General features: G+C 72.2%; 18 protein-coding genes. 15 read left to right on the forward strand and 3 right to left on the reverse strand.

Going from position 1 to position 16,329, the window contains the following annotated elements; all coding sequences use genetic code 11:
• Window positions 1-210: 210 nt before the first annotated feature.
• The 3 genes from rplM (at window position 211) to glmM (ending at window position 2,712) form a co-directional block, all read left to right on the forward strand.
• Window positions 211-654 (forward strand): 50S ribosomal protein L13, encoded by a 444-nt coding sequence (gene rplM, locus ACIQZO_RS07580; RefSeq protein WP_403621535.1) that lies wholly within the window; start codon window positions 211-213, stop codon window positions 652-654.
• Window positions 655-696: 42 nt separating this feature from the next.
• Window positions 697-1,218 carry a 30S ribosomal protein S9 gene (gene rpsI, locus ACIQZO_RS07585; RefSeq protein WP_403621538.1) on the forward strand — a complete coding sequence of 174 codons (522 nt, stop codon included), beginning with the start codon at window positions 697-699 and terminating at the stop codon, window positions 1,216-1,218.
• A gap of 135 nt (window positions 1,219-1,353) precedes the next feature.
• Window positions 1,354-2,712: a phosphoglucosamine mutase gene (gene glmM, locus ACIQZO_RS07590; RefSeq protein WP_403621541.1), complete on the forward strand. Its 1,359-nt coding sequence runs from the start codon at window positions 1,354-1,356 to the stop codon at window positions 2,710-2,712.
• A gap of 4 nt (window positions 2,713-2,716) precedes the next feature.
• Here glmM and ACIQZO_RS07595 read toward each other — a convergent pair whose 3' ends face one another.
• Both ACIQZO_RS07595 and coaA read right to left on the reverse strand, forming a co-directional pair.
• Window positions 2,717-3,688: a DUF389 domain-containing protein gene (locus ACIQZO_RS07595; protein ID WP_403621544.1), complete on the reverse strand. Its 972-nt coding sequence runs from the start codon at window positions 3,686-3,688 to the stop codon at window positions 2,717-2,719.
• A gap of 23 nt (window positions 3,689-3,711) precedes the next feature.
• Window positions 3,712-4,761 (reverse strand): type I pantothenate kinase, encoded by a 1,050-nt coding sequence (gene coaA / locus ACIQZO_RS07600; protein WP_403621547.1) that lies wholly within the window; start codon window positions 4,759-4,761, stop codon window positions 3,712-3,714.
• Window positions 4,762-5,058: 297 nt separating this feature from the next.
• Between coaA and ACIQZO_RS07605 the strand changes: the two genes are divergently transcribed.
• From ACIQZO_RS07605 to ACIQZO_RS07640, 8 genes are all read left to right on the forward strand, one after another.
• A complete protein-coding gene (locus tag ACIQZO_RS07605) occupies window positions 5,059-5,829 on the forward strand; it encodes a hypothetical protein (protein WP_403621550.1) in 771 nt (256 codons plus the stop codon).
• Between the two features lie 111 nt (window positions 5,830-5,940).
• Window positions 5,941-7,788, forward strand: coding sequence for a glutamine--fructose-6-phosphate transaminase (isomerizing) (gene glmS, locus ACIQZO_RS07610; protein WP_403621553.1), 1,848 nt, complete (start codon window positions 5,941-5,943; stop codon window positions 7,786-7,788).
• An 18-nt stretch (window positions 7,789-7,806) separates the two neighbouring features.
• The gene (locus tag ACIQZO_RS07615; protein WP_403621556.1) at window positions 7,807-8,178 is read left to right on the forward strand and encodes a holo-ACP synthase; all 372 of its coding nucleotides are present in this window, start codon (window positions 7,807-7,809) and stop codon (window positions 8,176-8,178) included.
• A 9-nt stretch (window positions 8,179-8,187) separates the two neighbouring features.
• A complete protein-coding gene (locus ACIQZO_RS07620) occupies window positions 8,188-9,594 on the forward strand; it encodes an NAD(P)H-hydrate epimerase (RefSeq protein WP_403621559.1) in 1,407 nt (468 codons plus the stop codon).
• A gap of 251 nt (window positions 9,595-9,845) precedes the next feature.
• Complete coding sequence (gene alr, locus ACIQZO_RS07625) at window positions 9,846-10,982, forward strand: alanine racemase (protein ID WP_403621563.1); 1,137 nt, start codon at window positions 9,846-9,848, stop codon at window positions 10,980-10,982.
• Complete coding sequence (locus tag ACIQZO_RS07630) at window positions 10,927-12,186, forward strand: alpha/beta fold hydrolase (RefSeq protein ID WP_403621566.1); 1,260 nt, start codon at window positions 10,927-10,929, stop codon at window positions 12,184-12,186. The genes alr and ACIQZO_RS07630 overlap by 56 nt, the downstream gene beginning before the upstream one ends.
• A complete protein-coding gene (gene tsaE / locus ACIQZO_RS07635; protein WP_403621569.1) occupies window positions 12,137-12,703 on the forward strand; it encodes a tRNA (adenosine(37)-N6)-threonylcarbamoyltransferase complex ATPase subunit type 1 TsaE in 567 nt (188 codons plus the stop codon). Before ACIQZO_RS07630 ends, tsaE begins: the two co-directional genes overlap by 50 nt.
• 114 nt (window positions 12,704-12,817) lie before the next feature.
• Window positions 12,818-13,003 (forward strand): hypothetical protein, encoded by a 186-nt coding sequence (locus tag ACIQZO_RS07640; RefSeq protein ID WP_107470028.1) that lies wholly within the window; start codon window positions 12,818-12,820, stop codon window positions 13,001-13,003.
• Window positions 13,004-13,062: 59 nt separating this feature from the next.
• On the opposite strand, the gene ACIQZO_RS07645 is transcribed toward ACIQZO_RS07640, so the two are convergent.
• A complete protein-coding gene (locus tag ACIQZO_RS07645) occupies window positions 13,063-13,614 on the reverse strand; it encodes a hypothetical protein (RefSeq protein ID WP_403621572.1) in 552 nt (183 codons plus the stop codon).
• 121 nt (window positions 13,615-13,735) lie between these two features.
• Between ACIQZO_RS07645 and tsaB the strand changes: the two genes are divergently transcribed.
• Genes tsaB through ACIQZO_RS07665 form a run of 4 tightly spaced genes read left to right on the forward strand, consistent with a single transcriptional unit; the run spans window position 13,736 to window position 16,311 of the window.
• Window positions 13,736-14,398 carry a tRNA (adenosine(37)-N6)-threonylcarbamoyltransferase complex dimerization subunit type 1 TsaB gene (tsaB, locus tag ACIQZO_RS07650; RefSeq protein ID WP_403621575.1) on the forward strand — a complete coding sequence of 221 codons (663 nt, stop codon included), beginning with the start codon at window positions 13,736-13,738 and terminating at the stop codon, window positions 14,396-14,398.
• Window positions 14,399-14,418: 20 nt separating this feature from the next.
• A complete protein-coding gene (gene rimI / locus ACIQZO_RS07655) occupies window positions 14,419-14,898 on the forward strand; it encodes a ribosomal protein S18-alanine N-acetyltransferase (protein WP_403622115.1) in 480 nt (159 codons plus the stop codon).
• The gene (gene tsaD / locus ACIQZO_RS07660) at window positions 14,891-16,042 is read left to right on the forward strand and encodes a tRNA (adenosine(37)-N6)-threonylcarbamoyltransferase complex transferase subunit TsaD (RefSeq protein ID WP_403621578.1); all 1,152 of its coding nucleotides are present in this window, start codon (window positions 14,891-14,893) and stop codon (window positions 16,040-16,042) included. Before rimI ends, tsaD begins: the two co-directional genes overlap by 8 nt.
• Window positions 16,039-16,311: a hypothetical protein gene (locus ACIQZO_RS07665; RefSeq protein WP_403621581.1), complete on the forward strand. Its 273-nt coding sequence runs from the start codon at window positions 16,039-16,041 to the stop codon at window positions 16,309-16,311. The genes tsaD and ACIQZO_RS07665 overlap by 4 nt, the downstream gene beginning before the upstream one ends.
• Window positions 16,312-16,329 lie beyond the last annotated feature (18 nt).

Consider the following 16,329-nt stretch of genomic DNA (forward strand, 5'->3'; position numbering starts at 1 on the left):
TGCTGGTTTGTTATGCGTATTGGCTTTCTCATTCTCATGTGAAAGGGCCTTGCGCCGGTCCACCGGACCGATGACCAGCAGTTCACACGGGTTGCGTCCCCGTTGTGAATGAGGGCTGTCGTGATCGTCCGTGGTGACCCTGTCAGGACCCCGTCCCTGTGCGCTTGCGCTCCGGGGATGACCCACCACTGAAGAAGCGAAGGCATACGCGTGCGTACGTTCAGCCCCAAGCCCGGCGACATCTCGCGCCAGTGGCTCGTCATCGACGCTCAGGACGTTGTCCTCGGCCGTCTGGCGACCCAGGCCGCTGCCCTCCTGCGCGGCAAGCACAAGCCGACCTATGCCCCTCACATGGACATGGGTGACTTCGTCGTCATCATCAACGCCGACAAGGTGCACCTGTCCGGCAACAAGGCGACCCAGAAGATGGCGTACCGCCACTCCGGCTACCCGGGCGGTCTCCGCTCGGTGCGCTACGACGACCTCCTGGCGAACAACCCGGAGAAGGCCGTCGAGAAGGCCATCAAGGGCATGCTCCCCAAGAACACCCTGGGCCGTCAGATGCTCTCGAAGCTGAAGGTCTACTCGGGCGACCAGCACCCCCACGCTGCCCAGCAGCCGGTGCCGTTCGAGATCACCCAGGTCGCGCAGTAGTTCCGGCCACCCCCTAAGACGTAGAAAATTCTGAGGAGCATCGTGGCCGAGACCACCGCCGAGACGACCCCCGTCGACGAGTTCGAGGGCAACGTCGAGGAGTACACCAGCGAGTCCGAGGCCGTAGTCGAGGGCGACTACACCTCCGAGTCCCTTGCCGGCCGCTTCGGCGACCCCCAGCCGGCCGCCGGCCTGGGCCGTCGCAAGAACGCCATCGCCCGCGTCCGGATCGTTCCGGGCACCGGCAAGTGGAAGATCAACAGCCGCACCCTTGAGGACTACTTCCCCAACAAGGTGCACCAGCAGGAAGTCAACGAGCCCTTCAAGCTCCTCGAGCTCGACGGCCGTTACGACGTCATCGCCCGCATCTCGGGTGGCGGCGTGTCCGGCCAGGCCGGCGCCCTGCGCCTCGGTGTGGCCCGTGCGCTGAACGAGGCGGACGTGGACAACAACCGCCCGGCGCTGAAGAAGGCCGGCTTCCTCTCCCGCGACGACCGTGCGGTCGAGCGCAAGAAGGCCGGTCTCAAGAAGGCCCGTAAGGCTCCGCAGTACAGCAAGCGTTAATCTGCGCCTGCTGTTCTGCAACGAAACCGCCCCGGCAGCACTCTCTGTGCTGTCGGGGCGGTTCGTTTACCGCCACAAGCGGCAAATACCTGTCACAAGCGGTCATACGCGAAGCGGAAACTCGGGAGGACAACAGTGGGACGACTCTTCGGGACGGACGGTGTACGCGGCGTTGCCAACGCGGATCTGACGGCGGAGCTCGCGCTCGGCCTCTCCGTGGCAGCAGCCCACGTACTCGCCGAGGCGGGCACCTTCGAGGGACACCGGGCGACCGCAGTGGTCGGCCGGGATCCCCGTGCCTCCGGCGAATTCCTGGAGGCCGCGGTCGTGGCGGGCCTCGCGAGCGCGGGCGTGGACGTCCTGCGCGTCGGTGTGCTGCCCACCCCGGCGGTGGCGTATCTCACCGGTGCGCTGGGCGCCGACCTCGGCGTGATGCTCTCCGCCAGCCACAACGCGATGCCCGACAACGGCATCAAGTTCTTCGCGCGCGGCGGCCACAAGCTCGCCGACGAGCTCGAGGACCGCATCGAGTCGACCTACGAGAAGCACCGCACCGGCGCGCCCTGGGACCGGCCCACCGGCTCCGGCGTCGGCCGCGTCTCCGACTACACCGAGGGCTTCGACAAGTACGTCGCCCACCTGATCGGGGTCCTCCCCAACCGCCTCGACGGCATGAAGGTCGTCCTGGACGAGGCGCACGGCGCGGCCGCGTACGTCTCGCCCGAGGCCTTCACCCGGGCCGGCGCGGAGATCGTCACGATCGGCGCCGAGCCCGACGGCCTCAACATCAACGACGGCTGCGGCTCCACCCACCTCGGCCTGCTCAAGGCCGCCGTGGTCGAGCACGGCGCCGACTTCGGCATCGCCCACGACGGGGACGCGGACCGCTGCCTGGCCGTGGACGGCTCCGGCGAGGAGATCGACGGCGACCAGATCCTCGCGGTGCTGGCCCTGGCCATGCGCGAGGCCGGCCAGCTGCGTGAGAACACCGTGGTCGGCACCGTGATGTCCAACCTGGGCTTCAAGCTGGCCATGGAGGCCGAGGGCATCCAGGTCGTGCAGACCGGGGTCGGCGACCGCTACGTGCTGGAGTCGATGAAGGAGAACGGCTACGCGCTCGGCGGCGAGCAGTCCGGCCACGTGATCATCCTCGACCACGCGACGACCGGCGACGGCACGCTGACCGGCCTGCTGCTGGCGGCCCGTGTCGCGGCCACCGGCAAGTCCCTCGCCGAACTGGCGGGCGTCATGCAGAGACTGCCGCAGGTGCTGATCAACGTTCCCGATGTGGACAGGTCCCGTGTGACCACGTCCGCCGAGCTCGCCGCGGCGGTGGCCGACGCCGAGCGCGAGCTGGGCACCACCGGACGGGTGCTGCTGCGTCCGTCCGGTACGGAGCCGCTCGTGCGGGTGATGGTAGAGGCCGCCGACATCGAGCAGGCCCGCGCGGTCGCCGGCCGGCTCGCGGACGTCGTGAAGTCCGCTCTGGGCTAGGGCGCTAGTAGCCGCTGCCCGGCCTGCGTGGCGCACCCGGTTTCCGGATCATCCGGCTCTCCTGGGTGCGCCACAGCAGTTTCCAGCAGATGAGGGTGAGCGTCCCGGAGAGGATGATGCCGCCCAGGTTGAGCGCCAGCTGGATGCCCGAGCCCCACATCTGGCCGAAGTCGCCGTAGCTGAGGGCCACGGCCGCGTTGGCGGCCGCCGGGACGGTGGTGACGGAGATCGCCACGCCCACCAGCGCACCGGCCTTCGCCGAGGTCAGCGACAGCAGGCCGGCCACGCCGGCGAGCAGCGCCACGACGAAGGAGAACGGGTCGGGCTGCCAGATGAAGCTGGTGTTCGGCCGCGGGTTCTCCAGCATGTCCTCGTGGAAGAGGCCGAGCCCGTCCATCACCAGGCTGAAGACCGTCGTCGCCACGATCGCCGCCGCGAAGCCGACCACCAGGGCGATGAACGAGCGCCAGGCGAGTGTGGGACGGCGCTGCACCAGGCCGGTGCAGATGCCCGCGAGCGGGCCGAACTCCGGGCCGACCGCCATGGCGCCCACGATCAGGACCGCGTTGTCCAGGACCACACCGCAGGCCGCGATCATCGTCGCGACGATCATGAACGTGGCGTAGGTGATCGTGAGGGTGGACTCCTCGTGCGTCGACTCGGCGAGCTGCTCCCAGACCAGCGCGTCGGCGGCCTCGCCCGGTGCCTCCTCCTCGGCGTCCTCCGCGCGCCTGGAGATCGACAGGTCGATGTTCTCCACGGCGATCGAACCGGTCTCGTCGATACCGAGTCCGCGCATCGCCTGGAGCAGTTCGTCCGCCGCCTCGCGGGCGACGTCGCACAGGACGAGATCGCCCTCGGGGTCGCGGGCTGCGCCCGTCAGCACCACCAGATGAGTGGTTCCGACCGTCCGGTCGATCAGCGTCACGACCTGCTCGGTGAGGTGGTGCGGGGTGATCATCCGCAGATGCAGCATGCCCGCACCCTAGCGACTGGGGGCTAGAGCTTGCGAAGGCTCAGCTTCTGCACCTTGTGGTCCGGTCCCTTGCGGACGACGAGGGTGGCGCGGCCGCGGGTGGGGGCCACATTCTCCAGCAGGTTGGGCCGGTTGATCGTCCGCCACATCGTCTGCGCGTACTCCATGGCCTCCTCCTCGGAAACCTGGGTGTACTTGCGGAAGTAGGAGAAGGGGTTCTGGAAGGCGGTCGCGCGCAGCTTCCGGAAGCGGCCCAGGTACCAGCGCTCGATGTCCTCGGGGCGCGCGTCCACGTACACGCTGAAGTCGAAGTAGTCGGCGAGGGCGACGCGCGTGCGGCCGTCGGTGCCGGGGAGGGCCGGCTGGAGCACGTTGAGGCCCTCGACGATGAGGATGTCCGGGCGCCGGACGACGAGCTCCTCGCCGGGGACGATGTCGTAGATCAGATGTGAGTAGACCGGGGCCCGCACCTCGTCCTTGCCGGCCTTGATGTCGGCGACGAAGCGGGTGAGCGCGCGCCGGTCGTAGGACTCCGGGAACCCCTTGCGGGAGGTGAGCCCGCGCCGCTGGAGCTCCTTCATCGGGTACAGGAACCCGTCGGTGGTGACCAGCTCCACGCGCGGGTGCTCGGGCCAGCGGGCCAGCAGGGCCTGGAGCAGGCGGGCCACGGTGGACTTGCCCACGGCGACCGAACCGGCGACCCCTATGACGAAGGGGGTGCCCTGCTGGGCGCCGTGCCTGTTGCCCGCGTCGCCGAGGAAGGTGTTCAGGGTGCCGCGGAGGTTGCTGGTGGCGCCCACGTAGAGATTCAGGAGCCGGGAGAGCGGCAGGTACACGTCGCGGACCTCGTCGAGGTCGATGACGTCCCCGAGGCCGCGCAGCTGCTCCACCTCGTCGGCGGTCAGCGACTGCGGGGTCCGCTCCCGCAGGGCGCTCCACTCGGCGCGGGTGAGGTCGACGTACGGCGAGGCGTCGGGGCTGCGGCGGTGTGCGGGGCGTGCGGTTTGCCCGTCCCGACCGGTGCGCTCCGTTGCGTCGTCCGGCGTGTTGCTTCGTGGCGGCGAAGTGATCACACCGCCATTGTCGGGGCTCCGGGGCGGTTGTGGGTGGTGTGGTCGGTCACGTGTGCAACGGGAGGGGCCGGTACCGGGCCGGGCCCGGCCGGGACGCCGGTGGTTGTACGCCGAGTGGTTTCGATTGGACATGCCTGGGGTCTCGCCCGGGTCACGATTGGCGGTGATCCCCGCCTGTGGCAACGGGCCGATCGTCGGCCCCGTAGATTATTGATCATCGCGGTCATATCCACGCCCCGCTTCCGAGGCGCGGTCCTGGCTGCCCTGTCGTAGTCGTATTCATGGGGGAGTTTTTTCGTGCGCAATGCTCTTGTCCGTCGTACCGTCCTGGCCGCGTCCGCGGTGTCCCTGACCCTGCTCGTCACCGCCTGCGGCGGCGAGAAGGCCGACACCAAGGCCGACGCCAAGCCGTCCGAGGCGGCGGCGACGTCGGCCGCCCCGGCCACCAAGGCGAAGACGACCGCCGAGCTGGCCGGCGTGCTCGTGGTCCAGGCCGACCTGCCGAACCACCTGGTCAAGCCGGCCACCCCGGCCGAGATCGCCGCCGCGGCCGGCGCCAAGAGCGACAAGCCGCAGTGCCAGCCGCTGGTCTCCGCGCAGTCGATGAACCCGGTCGGCACCGCCGCAGGGACGGCCGGGACCAAGGCCGTCGCCAAGGGCAAGGAGCCCGCGGCCGACGCCAGCGCCGAGGAGAAGCTCAAGGCCGGTCTGGACGCCCTGGGCAGCACCGTCACCTCGGTCTCCCTCCACTCGTACGAGGGCAAGGGCGCCGCGGAGGCCTTCGCCACCCTCAAGACGGCGGGCACGGCCTGCGCCGGCGGCTACACGGGCGGTCAGGGCGGTGACTCGCTGAAGATCACGAAGGTGGCCCCGGGTGCCGCCGTCACCGCCGGCGACGAGGCCCTCGCCTACACGGTGACGGGTGACGCGGACGGCGAGCCGATGACCATGGAGCTCGTGGTCGTCCGCAAGGGCAGCACCCTGGCGACCTTCTCGGCCGTGAGCCTGGCCGGCGCCGCCGAGCAGCCGAAGGACGTCGTGGACGTCCAGGTCAAGAAGCTCGGCTGACCCCTTCCCGAGGACTGAGCGTCAACCCCGTTCCGGCACGTTCGCCGGAGCGGGGTTTTCGTCTTGTTCGGCTACGGGGCAGAGGACCAACTACGGCGTACGCTGCGCCGTATGTGCGGAATTGTGGGTTACGTGGGAGCGCAGTCGGCGCTCGATGTGGTCATCGCCGGACTCAAGCGGCTGGAGTACCGCGGCTACGACTCGGCAGGGGTCGCCGTGCTCGCGGACGGCAGCCTGGCGGCCGCGAAGAAGGCCGGGAAGCTCGTCAATCTGGAGAAAGAGCTGGTCGGGCACCCACTGCCGGCCGGCTCCACGGGACTGGGGCACACCCGGTGGGCGACCCACGGCGGGCCCACCGACGCCAACGCCCACCCCCACCTCGACAACTCGGGGCGCGTGGCCGTCGTGCACAACGGCATCATCGAGAACTTCGCCGCACTGCGGGCCGAGCTGGCCGAGCGCGGGCACCGGCTGGAGTCCGAGACGGACACGGAGGTGGTGGCGCACCTCCTGGCGGAGCAGTTCTCGGCCACCGGAGACCTCGCCGAGGCCATGCGGCAGGTGTGCCGGTGCCTGGAGGGCGCGTTCACCCTGGTCGCGGTGCACGCCGACGAGCCGGACGTGGTGGTCGGCGCGCGCCGCAACTCGCCCCTGGTGGTGGGCGTCGGCGAGGGCGAGAACTTCCTCGCCTCGGACGTGGCCGCCTTCATCGCCCACACCCGGTCCGCGATCGAGCTGGGGCAGGACCAGGTCGTCGAGCTGCGCCGCGAAGGCGTCACGGTGACCAACTTCGACGGTACGGCCGCGACCGTGCGGGCCTACCACGTGGACTGGGACGCCTCCGCGGCCGAGAAGGGGGGCTACGACTACTTCATGCTCAAGGAGATCGCCGAGCAGCCGAAGGCCGTCGCAGACACCCTCCTGGGCAGGATCGACGCGAGCGGCTCGCTGACCCTGGACGAGGTGCGCATCCCCGTCTCGGTGCTCCGGGAGGTCGACAAGGTCGTGATCGTGGCGTGCGGTACGGCCTACCACGCGGGCATGATCGCGAAGCTGGCCATCGAGCACTGGACCCGCATCCCGTGCGAGACCGAGCTGGCGAGCGAGTTCCGCTACCGCGACCCGATCCTCGACCAGCGCACGCTGGTGGTCGCGATCTCGCAGTCCGGCGAGACCATGGACACCCTGATGGCGCTGCGGCACGCGCGCGAGCAGGGCGCCAAGGTACTGGCCATCTGCAACACGAACGGATCGACGATCCCCCGCGAGTCGGACGCGGTGCTCTACACGCACGCGGGTCCCGAGGTGGCCGTCGCCTCGACCAAGGCCTTCCTGACGCAGCTGGTCGCCTGCTATCTGGTCGCGCTGTACCTCGGCCAGGTCCGGGGCACCAAGTGGGGCGACGAGATCGAGTCCGTGATCCGGGAGCTGTCGGACATCGCCGCGGCGGTGGACACCGTACTGGAGACCATGGAGCCGGTACGGCAGCTCGCGCGCTCCCTCGCCGACAAGAACACCGTGCTGTTCCTCGGGCGGCACGTCGGCTACCCGGTGGCGCTGGAGGGCGCGCTCAAGCTCAAGGAGCTGGCGTACATGCACGCCGAGGGCTTCGCGGCGGGCGAGCTCAAGCACGGGCCGATCGCCCTCATCGAGAAGGACCTGCCGGTGGTGGTCGTCGTCCCGTCGCCGCGCGGCCGGTCGGTGCTGCACGACAAGATCGTGTCGAACATCCAGGAGATCCGGGCCCGCGGGGCGCGGACCATCGTGATCGCGGAGGAGGGCGACGAGACGGTCGTTCCCTACGCCGACCACCTGATCCGGATCCCGGCGACGCCGACGCTGCTCCAGCCGCTCGTGGCGACGGTCCCGCTGCAGGTGTTCGCGTGCGAGCTGGCGACGGCGCGCGGCAACGAGGTGGACCAGCCGCGTAACCTCGCCAAGTCCGTGACCGTGGAGTAGTGGAGCAGTAGGGCGGCTTTGGTGATTATCGGTGTGGGGATCGACGTCGCGGAGATCGAGCGGTTCGGTGCGGCGATGGAGCGCACGCCGAACCTGGCCGGGCGGCTGTTCGTCGACGCCGAGTTGACGCTGCCGAGCGGTGAACGGCGCGGGATCGCCTCGCTCGCCGCACGGTTCGCCGCCAAGGAAGCCCTGGCCAAGGCCCTCGGCGCGCCCGGCGGGATGCTGTGGACGGACGCCGAGGTGTACGTCGAGGCCACCGGACAGCCCCGGCTGCGCGTCCGCGGGACGGTGGAGGCGCGGGCGCTGGCGCTGGGCGTGAAGTCCTGGCACATCTCGCTCAGTCACGATGCCGGGGTGGCCTCGGCCGTGGTGATCGCAGAAGGGTAGGGGCAGTCCGTGCGCACTGCTTACAGCGTGGAGACCGTACGGGGCGCCGAGCGGGAGCTGATGGCCCGGCTGCCCGAGGGCGCCCTGATGCAGCGGGCGGCGGCCGGCCTGGCCGCCGCGTGCGCGGGGCTGCTGCGCCGCGCACGCGGCGGCGTCTACGGGGCGCGGGTCGTGCTCCTCGTCGGCCCCGGGGACAACGGAGGTGACGCGCTGTACGCGGGCGCCCGGCTGGCGCGGCGCGGCGCCGGGGTGACGGCGGTGCCGATGGACCCCGAACGGATGCACGCGGGCGGGCTGGCCGCGCTGCGGGCCGCCGGGGGACGGGTGGAGCCGGCCGTACCGCAGCGGGCGGACCTCGTCCTGGACGGGCTGCTCGGGATCGGCGGGCGGGGCGGACTGCGCCCGGCGGCCGCGGCCCTGGTCGAGCGGATCCCGCCGGGGGTCCCCGTGGTCGCCGTGGACCTGCCGAGCGGCGTGGACGCGGACACCGGGGAGCTCGCGGGTCCGGCCGTCACGGCCGACGTGACGGTGACCTTCGGGGCGTACAAGCCGGGTCTGCTGATCGACCCCGGAGCCTCCCGGGCGGGCGCGGTGCACCTCGTGGACATCGGGCTGGAGCTGCCGCCGCCGGAGGTGGAGGCCCTCCAGCACGCGGACGTGGCGGGGCTGCTGCCGGAGCCGACGGCGTCGAGCGACAAGTACCGGCGGGGCGTGGTCGGCATCGTCGCCGGGTCCGCGCAGTACCCCGGAGCGGCGGTACTGGCCGTGGCGGGCGCGCTGCGCGGCGGCGCGGGCGCGGTGCGGTACGTGGGGCCGGCGGCCGACGCGGTCCTCGCCCGCTACCCCGAGACGCTGATCGGGCCCGGCCGGGTGCAGGCCTGGGTGGTCGGCCCGGGGCTGGGCGACGGGCGGGCCGGGGAGGTTGCGGAGCTGCTGGCCGGGGACGCGGCAGTACTGGTCGACGCGGACGGGTTGCGCGGGCTGGACGCGGCCGCGCTGCGGGCCCGGACGGCCCCGACCCTGCTGACCCCGCACGCGGGGGAGGCGGCGGCGCTGCTGGGGGTGTCGCGGGAGTCGGTGGAGGGGGGCCGGCTGGACGCGGTACGGGTGCTGGCGCAGCGGTACGGGGCCGCGGTGCTGCTGAAGGGCTCGACGACGCTGGTCGCCTCCGGCGGGGAGGACACCGCCGTCCGGGTGAACCCGACGGGGACCCCGTGGCTGGCCACCGCCGGCAGCGGGGACGTGCTGTCCGGGCTGGCCGGGTCCCTGCTGGCGGGCGGCCTGTCCGGCGCGGACGCGGGCGCGGTGGGCGCGTACCTCCACGGCCTGGCGGCACGCCGGACCGGAGGCCCCCTCCTGGCCCACCAGCTGGCCGAAGCCCTCCCGGCAGCCTGGCGCGACACCCGCCACCCCTGACGGGCCCGCCGGCATCACCCCGGCGGCGCCGGGTGTTTCAGCCTCATCGGAGGGGGCTGCCCCACCCGGCCTCGCCGGCGTTTGAGGCGCGGGTCCGGGCGGAGCCCGGGGAGCGGCGGCCCGCGGCGCACCCCGCGCCCACCCCGCGGCCCGTCGTAGCGCGCCGGCCGGCCGGGGTCGGAGCGGAAGCTCGGTTCCCGGTTGGCCCGGCCCCGCAGGGCCGGGCCAAGGATTCTGAGAGACTGGGGCCGATGAACGAGACAGCGACGCGCGTGTACGCCGAGATCGATCTTGACGCCGTACGGGCCAACGTGCGCGCACTGCGCGAGCGGGCGCCCCGGGCCGAGTTCATGGCCGTGGTCAAGGCGAATGCCTACGGGCACGGGGCCGTGGAGTGCGCGAGGGCCGCCCGGCAGGCAGGTGCCACATGGCTCGGCACGGCCACCCCCGACGAGGCCCTCGCGCTGCGCGCCGCCGGCATCGAAGGCCGCGTCATGTGCTGGCTCTGGACCCCCGGCGGGCCCTGGCGGGAGGCCGTCGAGGCCGATCTGGACGTCTCAGTCAGCGGCATGTGGGCCCTCGACGAGGTGCGCGAGGCCGCCCGCGCGGCCGGCCGCACCGCGCGCATCCAGCTCAAGGCCGACACCGGCCTCGGCCGGAACGGCTGCCAGCCCGCCGACTGGGAGGCGCTCGTCGGGGCGGCCGTCGCCGCCCAGGCCGAGGGGACCGTCCAGGTCACCGGGCTCTGGTCGCACTTCGCCTGCGCCGACGAGCCCGGGCATCCCTCCATCCAGCTCCAGCTGGCCGCCTTCCGCGACATGCTGGCGTACGCCGAGAAGGAGGGCGTCGAGCCCGAGGTCCGGCACATCGCCAACTCGCCGGCCACCCTCACCCTCCCCGAGTCCCACTTCGACCTGGTGCGCTGCGGGCTGGCCGTCTACGGCGTCTCGCCCGCGCCCGAGCTCGGCACCCCGGCCCAGCTGGGCCTGCGGCCCGCGATGACGCTCAAGGCCTCTCTCGCGCTGGTCAAGACCGTCCCCGCCGGGCACGGAGTGAGCTACGGCCACCACTACGTCACCGACGCCGAGACGAACCTCGCGCTGATCCCGGCGGGCTACGCCGACGGCATCCCGCGGCAGGCCTCCGGCCTCGGCCCGGTGCTCGTCGGCGGCAAGGTCCGTCAGGTCGCCGGGCGCATCGCGATGGACCAGTTCGTGGTCGACTTGGACGGAGACCACGCCCGCGCGGGTGACGAGGCCGTCATCTTCGGGGACGCGGAGCGCGGTGAACCCACCGCCGAGGACTGGGCCCGGGCGGCGGGCACGATCGGGTATGAGATCGTCACCCGTATCGGTGGACGTGTGCCCCGGGTGTACCTGGGCGGCTGAGCGGAGTGAGGGCGGCGGCGTGAGCGAGAACTGGCGCAAGGCCGGCTGGGCCGGCGCCGCCATCGGCGTGATAGCCGCGGGTGCGGCGGCCGGTGTCGCGGTCGAACGGATCACCGTGGGGCGCGGTATGCGCATGAAGGCGCGCCTGGCGCTCGACGCGGCCGGGGACTACGGCTCCCTGCGCGGCACCCAGGGGATCTGCCGGGCCGAGGACGCCACCGAGCTCTACTACGAGGTCGACGAGCTCCCCGAGGACGGCAAGCGGCGGCGCCTGCGGCGCAAGCCCGAGCCCCCGGCCACCGTGATCTTCTGCCACGGCTACTGCCTCGGCCAGGACTCCTGGCACTTCCAGCGCGCCGCCCTGCGCGGTGTGGTCCGCGCGGTCTACTGGGACCAGCGCAGCCACGGCCGCAGCGCCCGCGGCCTCGCCCAGGCGGACGGCGATCCGCTGACCATGGACCAGCTCGGCCGGGACCTCAAGGCCGTCATCGACGCCGCCGCCCCCGAGGGGCCGCTGATCCTGGTGGGTCACTCGATGGGCGGAATGACCATCATGGGATTCGCCGAGCAGTACCCCGAGATCGTGCGCGACCGCGTCGTCGGCGTGGCCCTGGTCGGAACCTCCAGCGGCCGCCTCGACGAGGTGACGTACGGGCTCCCCACGGCGGGCATGGGTGCCGTGCGCCGGATCCTGCCGGGCGTGCTCAAGGCGCTCGGCTCGCAGGTGGAGCTGGTGGAGAAGGGCCGCCGGGCGACCGCGGACCTCTTCGCCGGAATGATCAAGATGTACTCGTTCGGCTCCCGGGACGTGGATCCGGGCGTCGCGCGGTTCGCAGAGCGGCTGATCGAGGCCACGCCCATCGACGTCGTCGCCGAGTTCTACCCGGCCTTCCAGACCCACGACAAGTCCGGCGCGCTCCAGCTGTTCGCCGACCTGCCGGTCACCGTCATCGCCGGGGACCGGGACATGATCACCCCGCCCGCGCACAGCGTGGCCATCAAGGAGGCACTGCCCGGCGCCGACCTCGTGGTCCTGGAGTCCACGGGGCACCTGATGATGCTGGAACGCCCGGAAACCGTGACCCGGCTGCTCACCGAGCTGCTGGCGCGCACCGGGGCGGTCGCGGTCCCCGCAGCGACTAACGTTGGCGCGCATGGAAGAAGTACCGCTGGAAGCACAGCGCAGCCAGGCGCCGGCAGCTGAGTCCGGAGCCGGCTCGCAGACCCGCATCACCATCGAATCCCCGGACACGATGCAGGAGTTGGGCCGCAGGATCGCCGCCCTGCTGCGCCCCGGCGACCTCGTCCTGCTGACCGGCGAGCTGGGCGCGGGCAAGACCACGCTCACCCGCGGGCTCGGCGAGGGCCTGGGCGTGCGCGGGGCCGTGACCTCGCCGACCTTCGTGATCGCCCGCGTGCACCCCTCGCTGACCGGTGGGCCGGCGCTGGTGCACGTGGACGCGTACCGGCTGGGCGGCGGGCTGGACGAGATGGAGGACCTGGACCTCGACGTCTCGCTGCCCGAGTCCGTGGTCGTCGTGGAGTGGGGCGACGGCAAGGTGGAGGAGCTCTCCGACGACCGGCTGCACGTGGTGATCGCGCGCGCGGTCGGCCACGAGGAGGTCCTGGACGACGTACGCGAGGTGTCGGTGCGCGGTGTCGGGGCGCGCTGGGGCGCCGGAGCCGGGCTGGATGCCCTGGCGGAGGCCTTCTCGGAGTAAACGTACCGACAACTCGTCGGCAAGATATTGCTTGTCGGTAGCACTCGTGATGACATGGTACCGAGAGTTTCTTAGGTATGCCTAAGTACGGTGTCCCGGGTCCAGGAGGCAGCCATGTCGGCACCAGCAGGAGCACATCGCGAACCCCGCCCGTCCACCGTCTCCATGTGGACGCTCCTCGCCGCCGGCGTGGCCGCCACCGCCGTCTCCACACCACCCGCACGGGAGTACGCCACGGGCACGGGCGGGCCGGCGGACCCCGCACACGAAGAAGCCGCTCCGGAATCCGAAGCGGCCTAGCGGGCGGCGTCCCGGGCATCCGGGCACCTCACCCGGTCGGGTGAAGGGCGGGCGATCCGTCAGGGAACGACGACGACCTTCGCGGCGATCGTCGCGAAGGCCCACATCGCGTCGCCGTCGGCGCGGGTCATGCGGATGCCGCCGGTCTTCTTGTTCGGGTCGGGCTCCGGCAGCGCGCCGTCCGTCCGGGCACTGAAACCGACCGCCACGCCCTCCGCGGTGGCGAACCGCACGACGTGCTCGATCGGCACCCCGTCCGAGCCGGTGACCGAACCCGAGCGCGAACCGACCGCGTAGGTGCCCGCCTTGGGGTGCACCGTGCTCGGCATCACCGTGAACGACTTCGGCTCCTGCGCGGCGTCGCCCACCAGCCACACCCGCTTCTGGCCCACCGAGTACACGACCCGCACCCCGGTGCCGGAACCCTCCGGCACGGCCATAGGCTTCGCCGGGTCCTGCTTGGCCTGGCTCGCGGCGGGGGCCGGCTCCTGCACGGCCGCCCGAGGAGGGTGCGCGGGAGCGGTGGCGGAGGCCTGGTAGCCGAGGAAGCCGACGACGGCCACCGCTACGGCGGTGAGCCCGGCCACGATTCCCGAGCTGCTGCGTGCCACCTTGCTCCACCTCTCCGCGCCGATGGGCACCACGGTTCGATACCCCGGTCGAAAGGTAGCAGCCGCCCTGCTCCCAGACCGGCCGCAAGGGGCGCGGCCCCCGGAGTCGTAGGCTGTTCGCGTGCTCTTGCTCGCCGTAGATACCGCCACGCCCGCCGTCACCGTCGCCCTGCACGACGGTGAGTCCGTCGTCGCCGAGTCGAACCAGGTCGACGCCCGCCGCCACGGGGAGCTTCTGCTGCCCTCCGTGGACAAGGTCCTCGCCGAGGCCGGGGTCACCCTCGAAGCCGTCACCGGCGTCGTCGTCGGCGTCGGGCCCGGTCCCTACACCGGGCTGCGCGTCGGCCTCGTCACCGCCTCCACCTTCGCCGCCGTGCTGGGCGTGCCCGTGCACGGCCTGTGCACCCTCGACGGTCTCGCGTACGCCGCGGGCGCCGCCGGGATCGAGGGCCCCTTCACCGTCGCCACCGACGCACGGCGCAAGGAGGTCTACTGGGCCCGGTACGAGGACCCGCGCACCCGCGTCGGCGAGCCCGCCGTGGACCGCCCGGCGGACATCGCCGAGCAGGTCGCGGGCGTGCCCGCGGTCGGCCAGGGCGCGCTCCTGTACCCCGAGGTGTTCACGGACGCCCGGGGCCCCGAGCACCAGTCGGCCGCCGCACTGGCCTCGCTGGCCGCGGAACGACTGGCGGCCGGCCTGGAGTTCCTGCCTCCGACCCCGCTCTACCTGCGCCGGCCCGACGCGCAGGTGCCCAAGAACTACAAGGTGGTCACCCCGCAGTGACGTCCCACACGCTGCGCGAGATGCGCTGGTGGGACATCGGACCCGTGCTGGAACTGGAACACGAGCTGTTCCCCGACGACGCCTGGTCCGCCGGGATGTTCTGGTCCGAACTCGCCCACGCCCGAGGCCCGCAGGCCACGCGCCGCTACATCGTCGCCGAGGACGGGACGGGCCGCCTGGTCGGCTACGCCGGACTGGCCGCCGCCGGCGACCTGGCCGACGTACAGACCATCGCGGCCGCCCGCGACCAGTGGGGGACCGGGCTCGGCGCCCGGCTCCTGACCGACCTGCTGCGCGCCGCCACCGCATTCGAGTGCGCCGAGGTGCTGCTGGAGGTACGGGTGGACAACACGCGCGCCCAGAAGCTCTACGAGCGCTTCGGCTTCGAGCCCATCGGCTTCCGGCGCGGCTACTACCAGCCCGGCAACGTCGACGCGCTCGTCATGCGACTGACCGACCCCGCACAAGCACGAACTGAGAGCAGTGAGAGCAATGGCTGACGAACCGCTCGTCCTCGGCATCGAGACCTCCTGCGACGAGACCGGCGTCGGCGTCGTCCGCGGCACCACCCTGCTCGCGGACGCGATCGCGTCAAGCGTCGACGAGCACGCCCGCTTCGGCGGCGTCGTGCCCGAGGTGGCCTCGCGGGCCCACCTGGAGGCGATGGTCCCCACCATCGAACGCGCCCTGAAGGAGGCCGGGGTCAGCCCCCGAGACCTCGACGGCATCGCGGTCACGGCGGGCCCCGGCCTCGCGGGCGCGCTGCTCGTGGGCGTCTCGGCGGCCAAGGCGTACGCGTACGCGCTGGGCAAGCCGCTGTACGGCGTGAACCACCTGGCCTCCCACATCTGCGTGGACCAGCTGGAGCACGGGCCGCTGCCGGAGCCGACGATGGCCCTGCTGGTGTCCGGCGGGCACTCCTCACTGCTGCTGGCCCCGGACATCACCTCCGACGTACGGCCGCTCGGCGCGACCATCGACGACGCGGCGGGCGAGGCCTTCGACAAGATCGCGCGCGTGCTCCAGCTGGGCTTCCCCGGCGGCCCGGTCATCGACCGGCTCGCGCGCGAGGGCGACCCGAAGGCGATCAAATTCCCGCGCGGGCTGACGGGGCCGCGCGACGCCGCCTACGACTTCTCCTTCTCCGGACTGAAGACGGCCGTCGCCCGCTGGATCGAGGCGAAGCGTAAGGCGGGCGAGGAGGTCCCGGTGCGCGATGTGGCGGCGTCCTTCCAGGAGGCCGTGGTGGACGTGCTGACGCGCAAGGCGATCCGGGCGTGCAAGGACGAGGGCGTCGACCACCTGATGATCGGCGGCGGTGTCGCGGCCAATTCGCGGCTCCGCTCGCTGGCGCAGGAGCGGTGCGACGACGCGGGGATCATCCTGCGGGTGCCGCGGCCGAAGCTGTGCACCGACAACGGCGCGATGGTGGCGGCCCTGGGCGCGGAAATGGTCAAGCGGAACCGGCCCCCCTCGGACTGGGACCTGTCGGCGGACTCCTCGCTGCCGGTGACCGACCCGCACGTGCCGGGTACCGCGCACGCGGCGGGGCACGACCACGGCGATGGTCACGGCCACGGCCACGGCCACACGCACGATCACGACCACGTGCACGAGCTGAGCAAGGACAACCTGTACTCGTGAGCACCGTCGCTCTGATGTGGGAGGCCCGGGCCGCCGACGGCCGGGGCAACGAGCTGCTGGAGTGGGCCCGCGCCCAGATCCTCGCCCGGGAGCCGGTACGCCGCGAGGTGTTCCGGGCCCCGCAGGGCCGGGTGCTCGTGATCACCTGGTGGGAGGCCGCCGAGGGCGTGTCGGCGGACCTCCCCGAGCTGCCCGAGCCGGCGGCCGACCTGATCACGCGGGCGGTGCACCGCTGGCGGTTCGAGTCCGTAGAGGCCGACGAAGCCTGACCCGGTCGACGCCGACGC

It is taken from the genome of Streptomyces sp. NPDC097617, from assembly GCF_044761485.1.
GTDB lineage: Bacteria > Actinomycetota > Actinomycetes > Streptomycetales > Streptomycetaceae > Streptomyces.

Bases quoted from the DNA above. Each gene is read 5' to 3' on its own strand.
- tsaE (WP_403621569.1), top strand. From the start codon at position 12,137: ATGGAAGAAGTACCGCTGGAAGCACAGCGCAGCCAGGCGCCGGCAGCT.
- glmS (WP_403621553.1), top strand. From the start codon at position 5,941: ATGTGCGGAATTGTGGGTTACGTGGGAGCGCAGTCGGCGCTCGATGTG.
- ACIQZO_RS07630 (WP_403621566.1), top strand. From the start codon at position 10,927: ATGAGATCGTCACCCGTATCGGTGGACGTGTGCCCCGGGTGTACCTGG.
- tsaD (WP_403621578.1), top strand. From the start codon at position 14,891: ATGGCTGACGAACCGCTCGTCCTCGGCATCGAGACCTCCTGCGACGAG.
- rimI (WP_403622115.1), top strand. From the start codon at position 14,419: ATGCGCTGGTGGGACATCGGACCCGTGCTGGAACTGGAACACGAGCTG.
- alr (WP_403621563.1), top strand. From the start codon at position 9,846: ATGAACGAGACAGCGACGCGCGTGTACGCCGAGATCGATCTTGACGCC.
- ACIQZO_RS07640 (WP_107470028.1), top strand. From the start codon at position 12,818: ATGTCGGCACCAGCAGGAGCACATCGCGAACCCCGCCCGTCCACCGTC.
- ACIQZO_RS07595 (WP_403621544.1), bottom strand. From the start codon at position 3,688: ATGCTGCATCTGCGGATGATCACCCCGCACCACCTCACCGAGCAGGTC.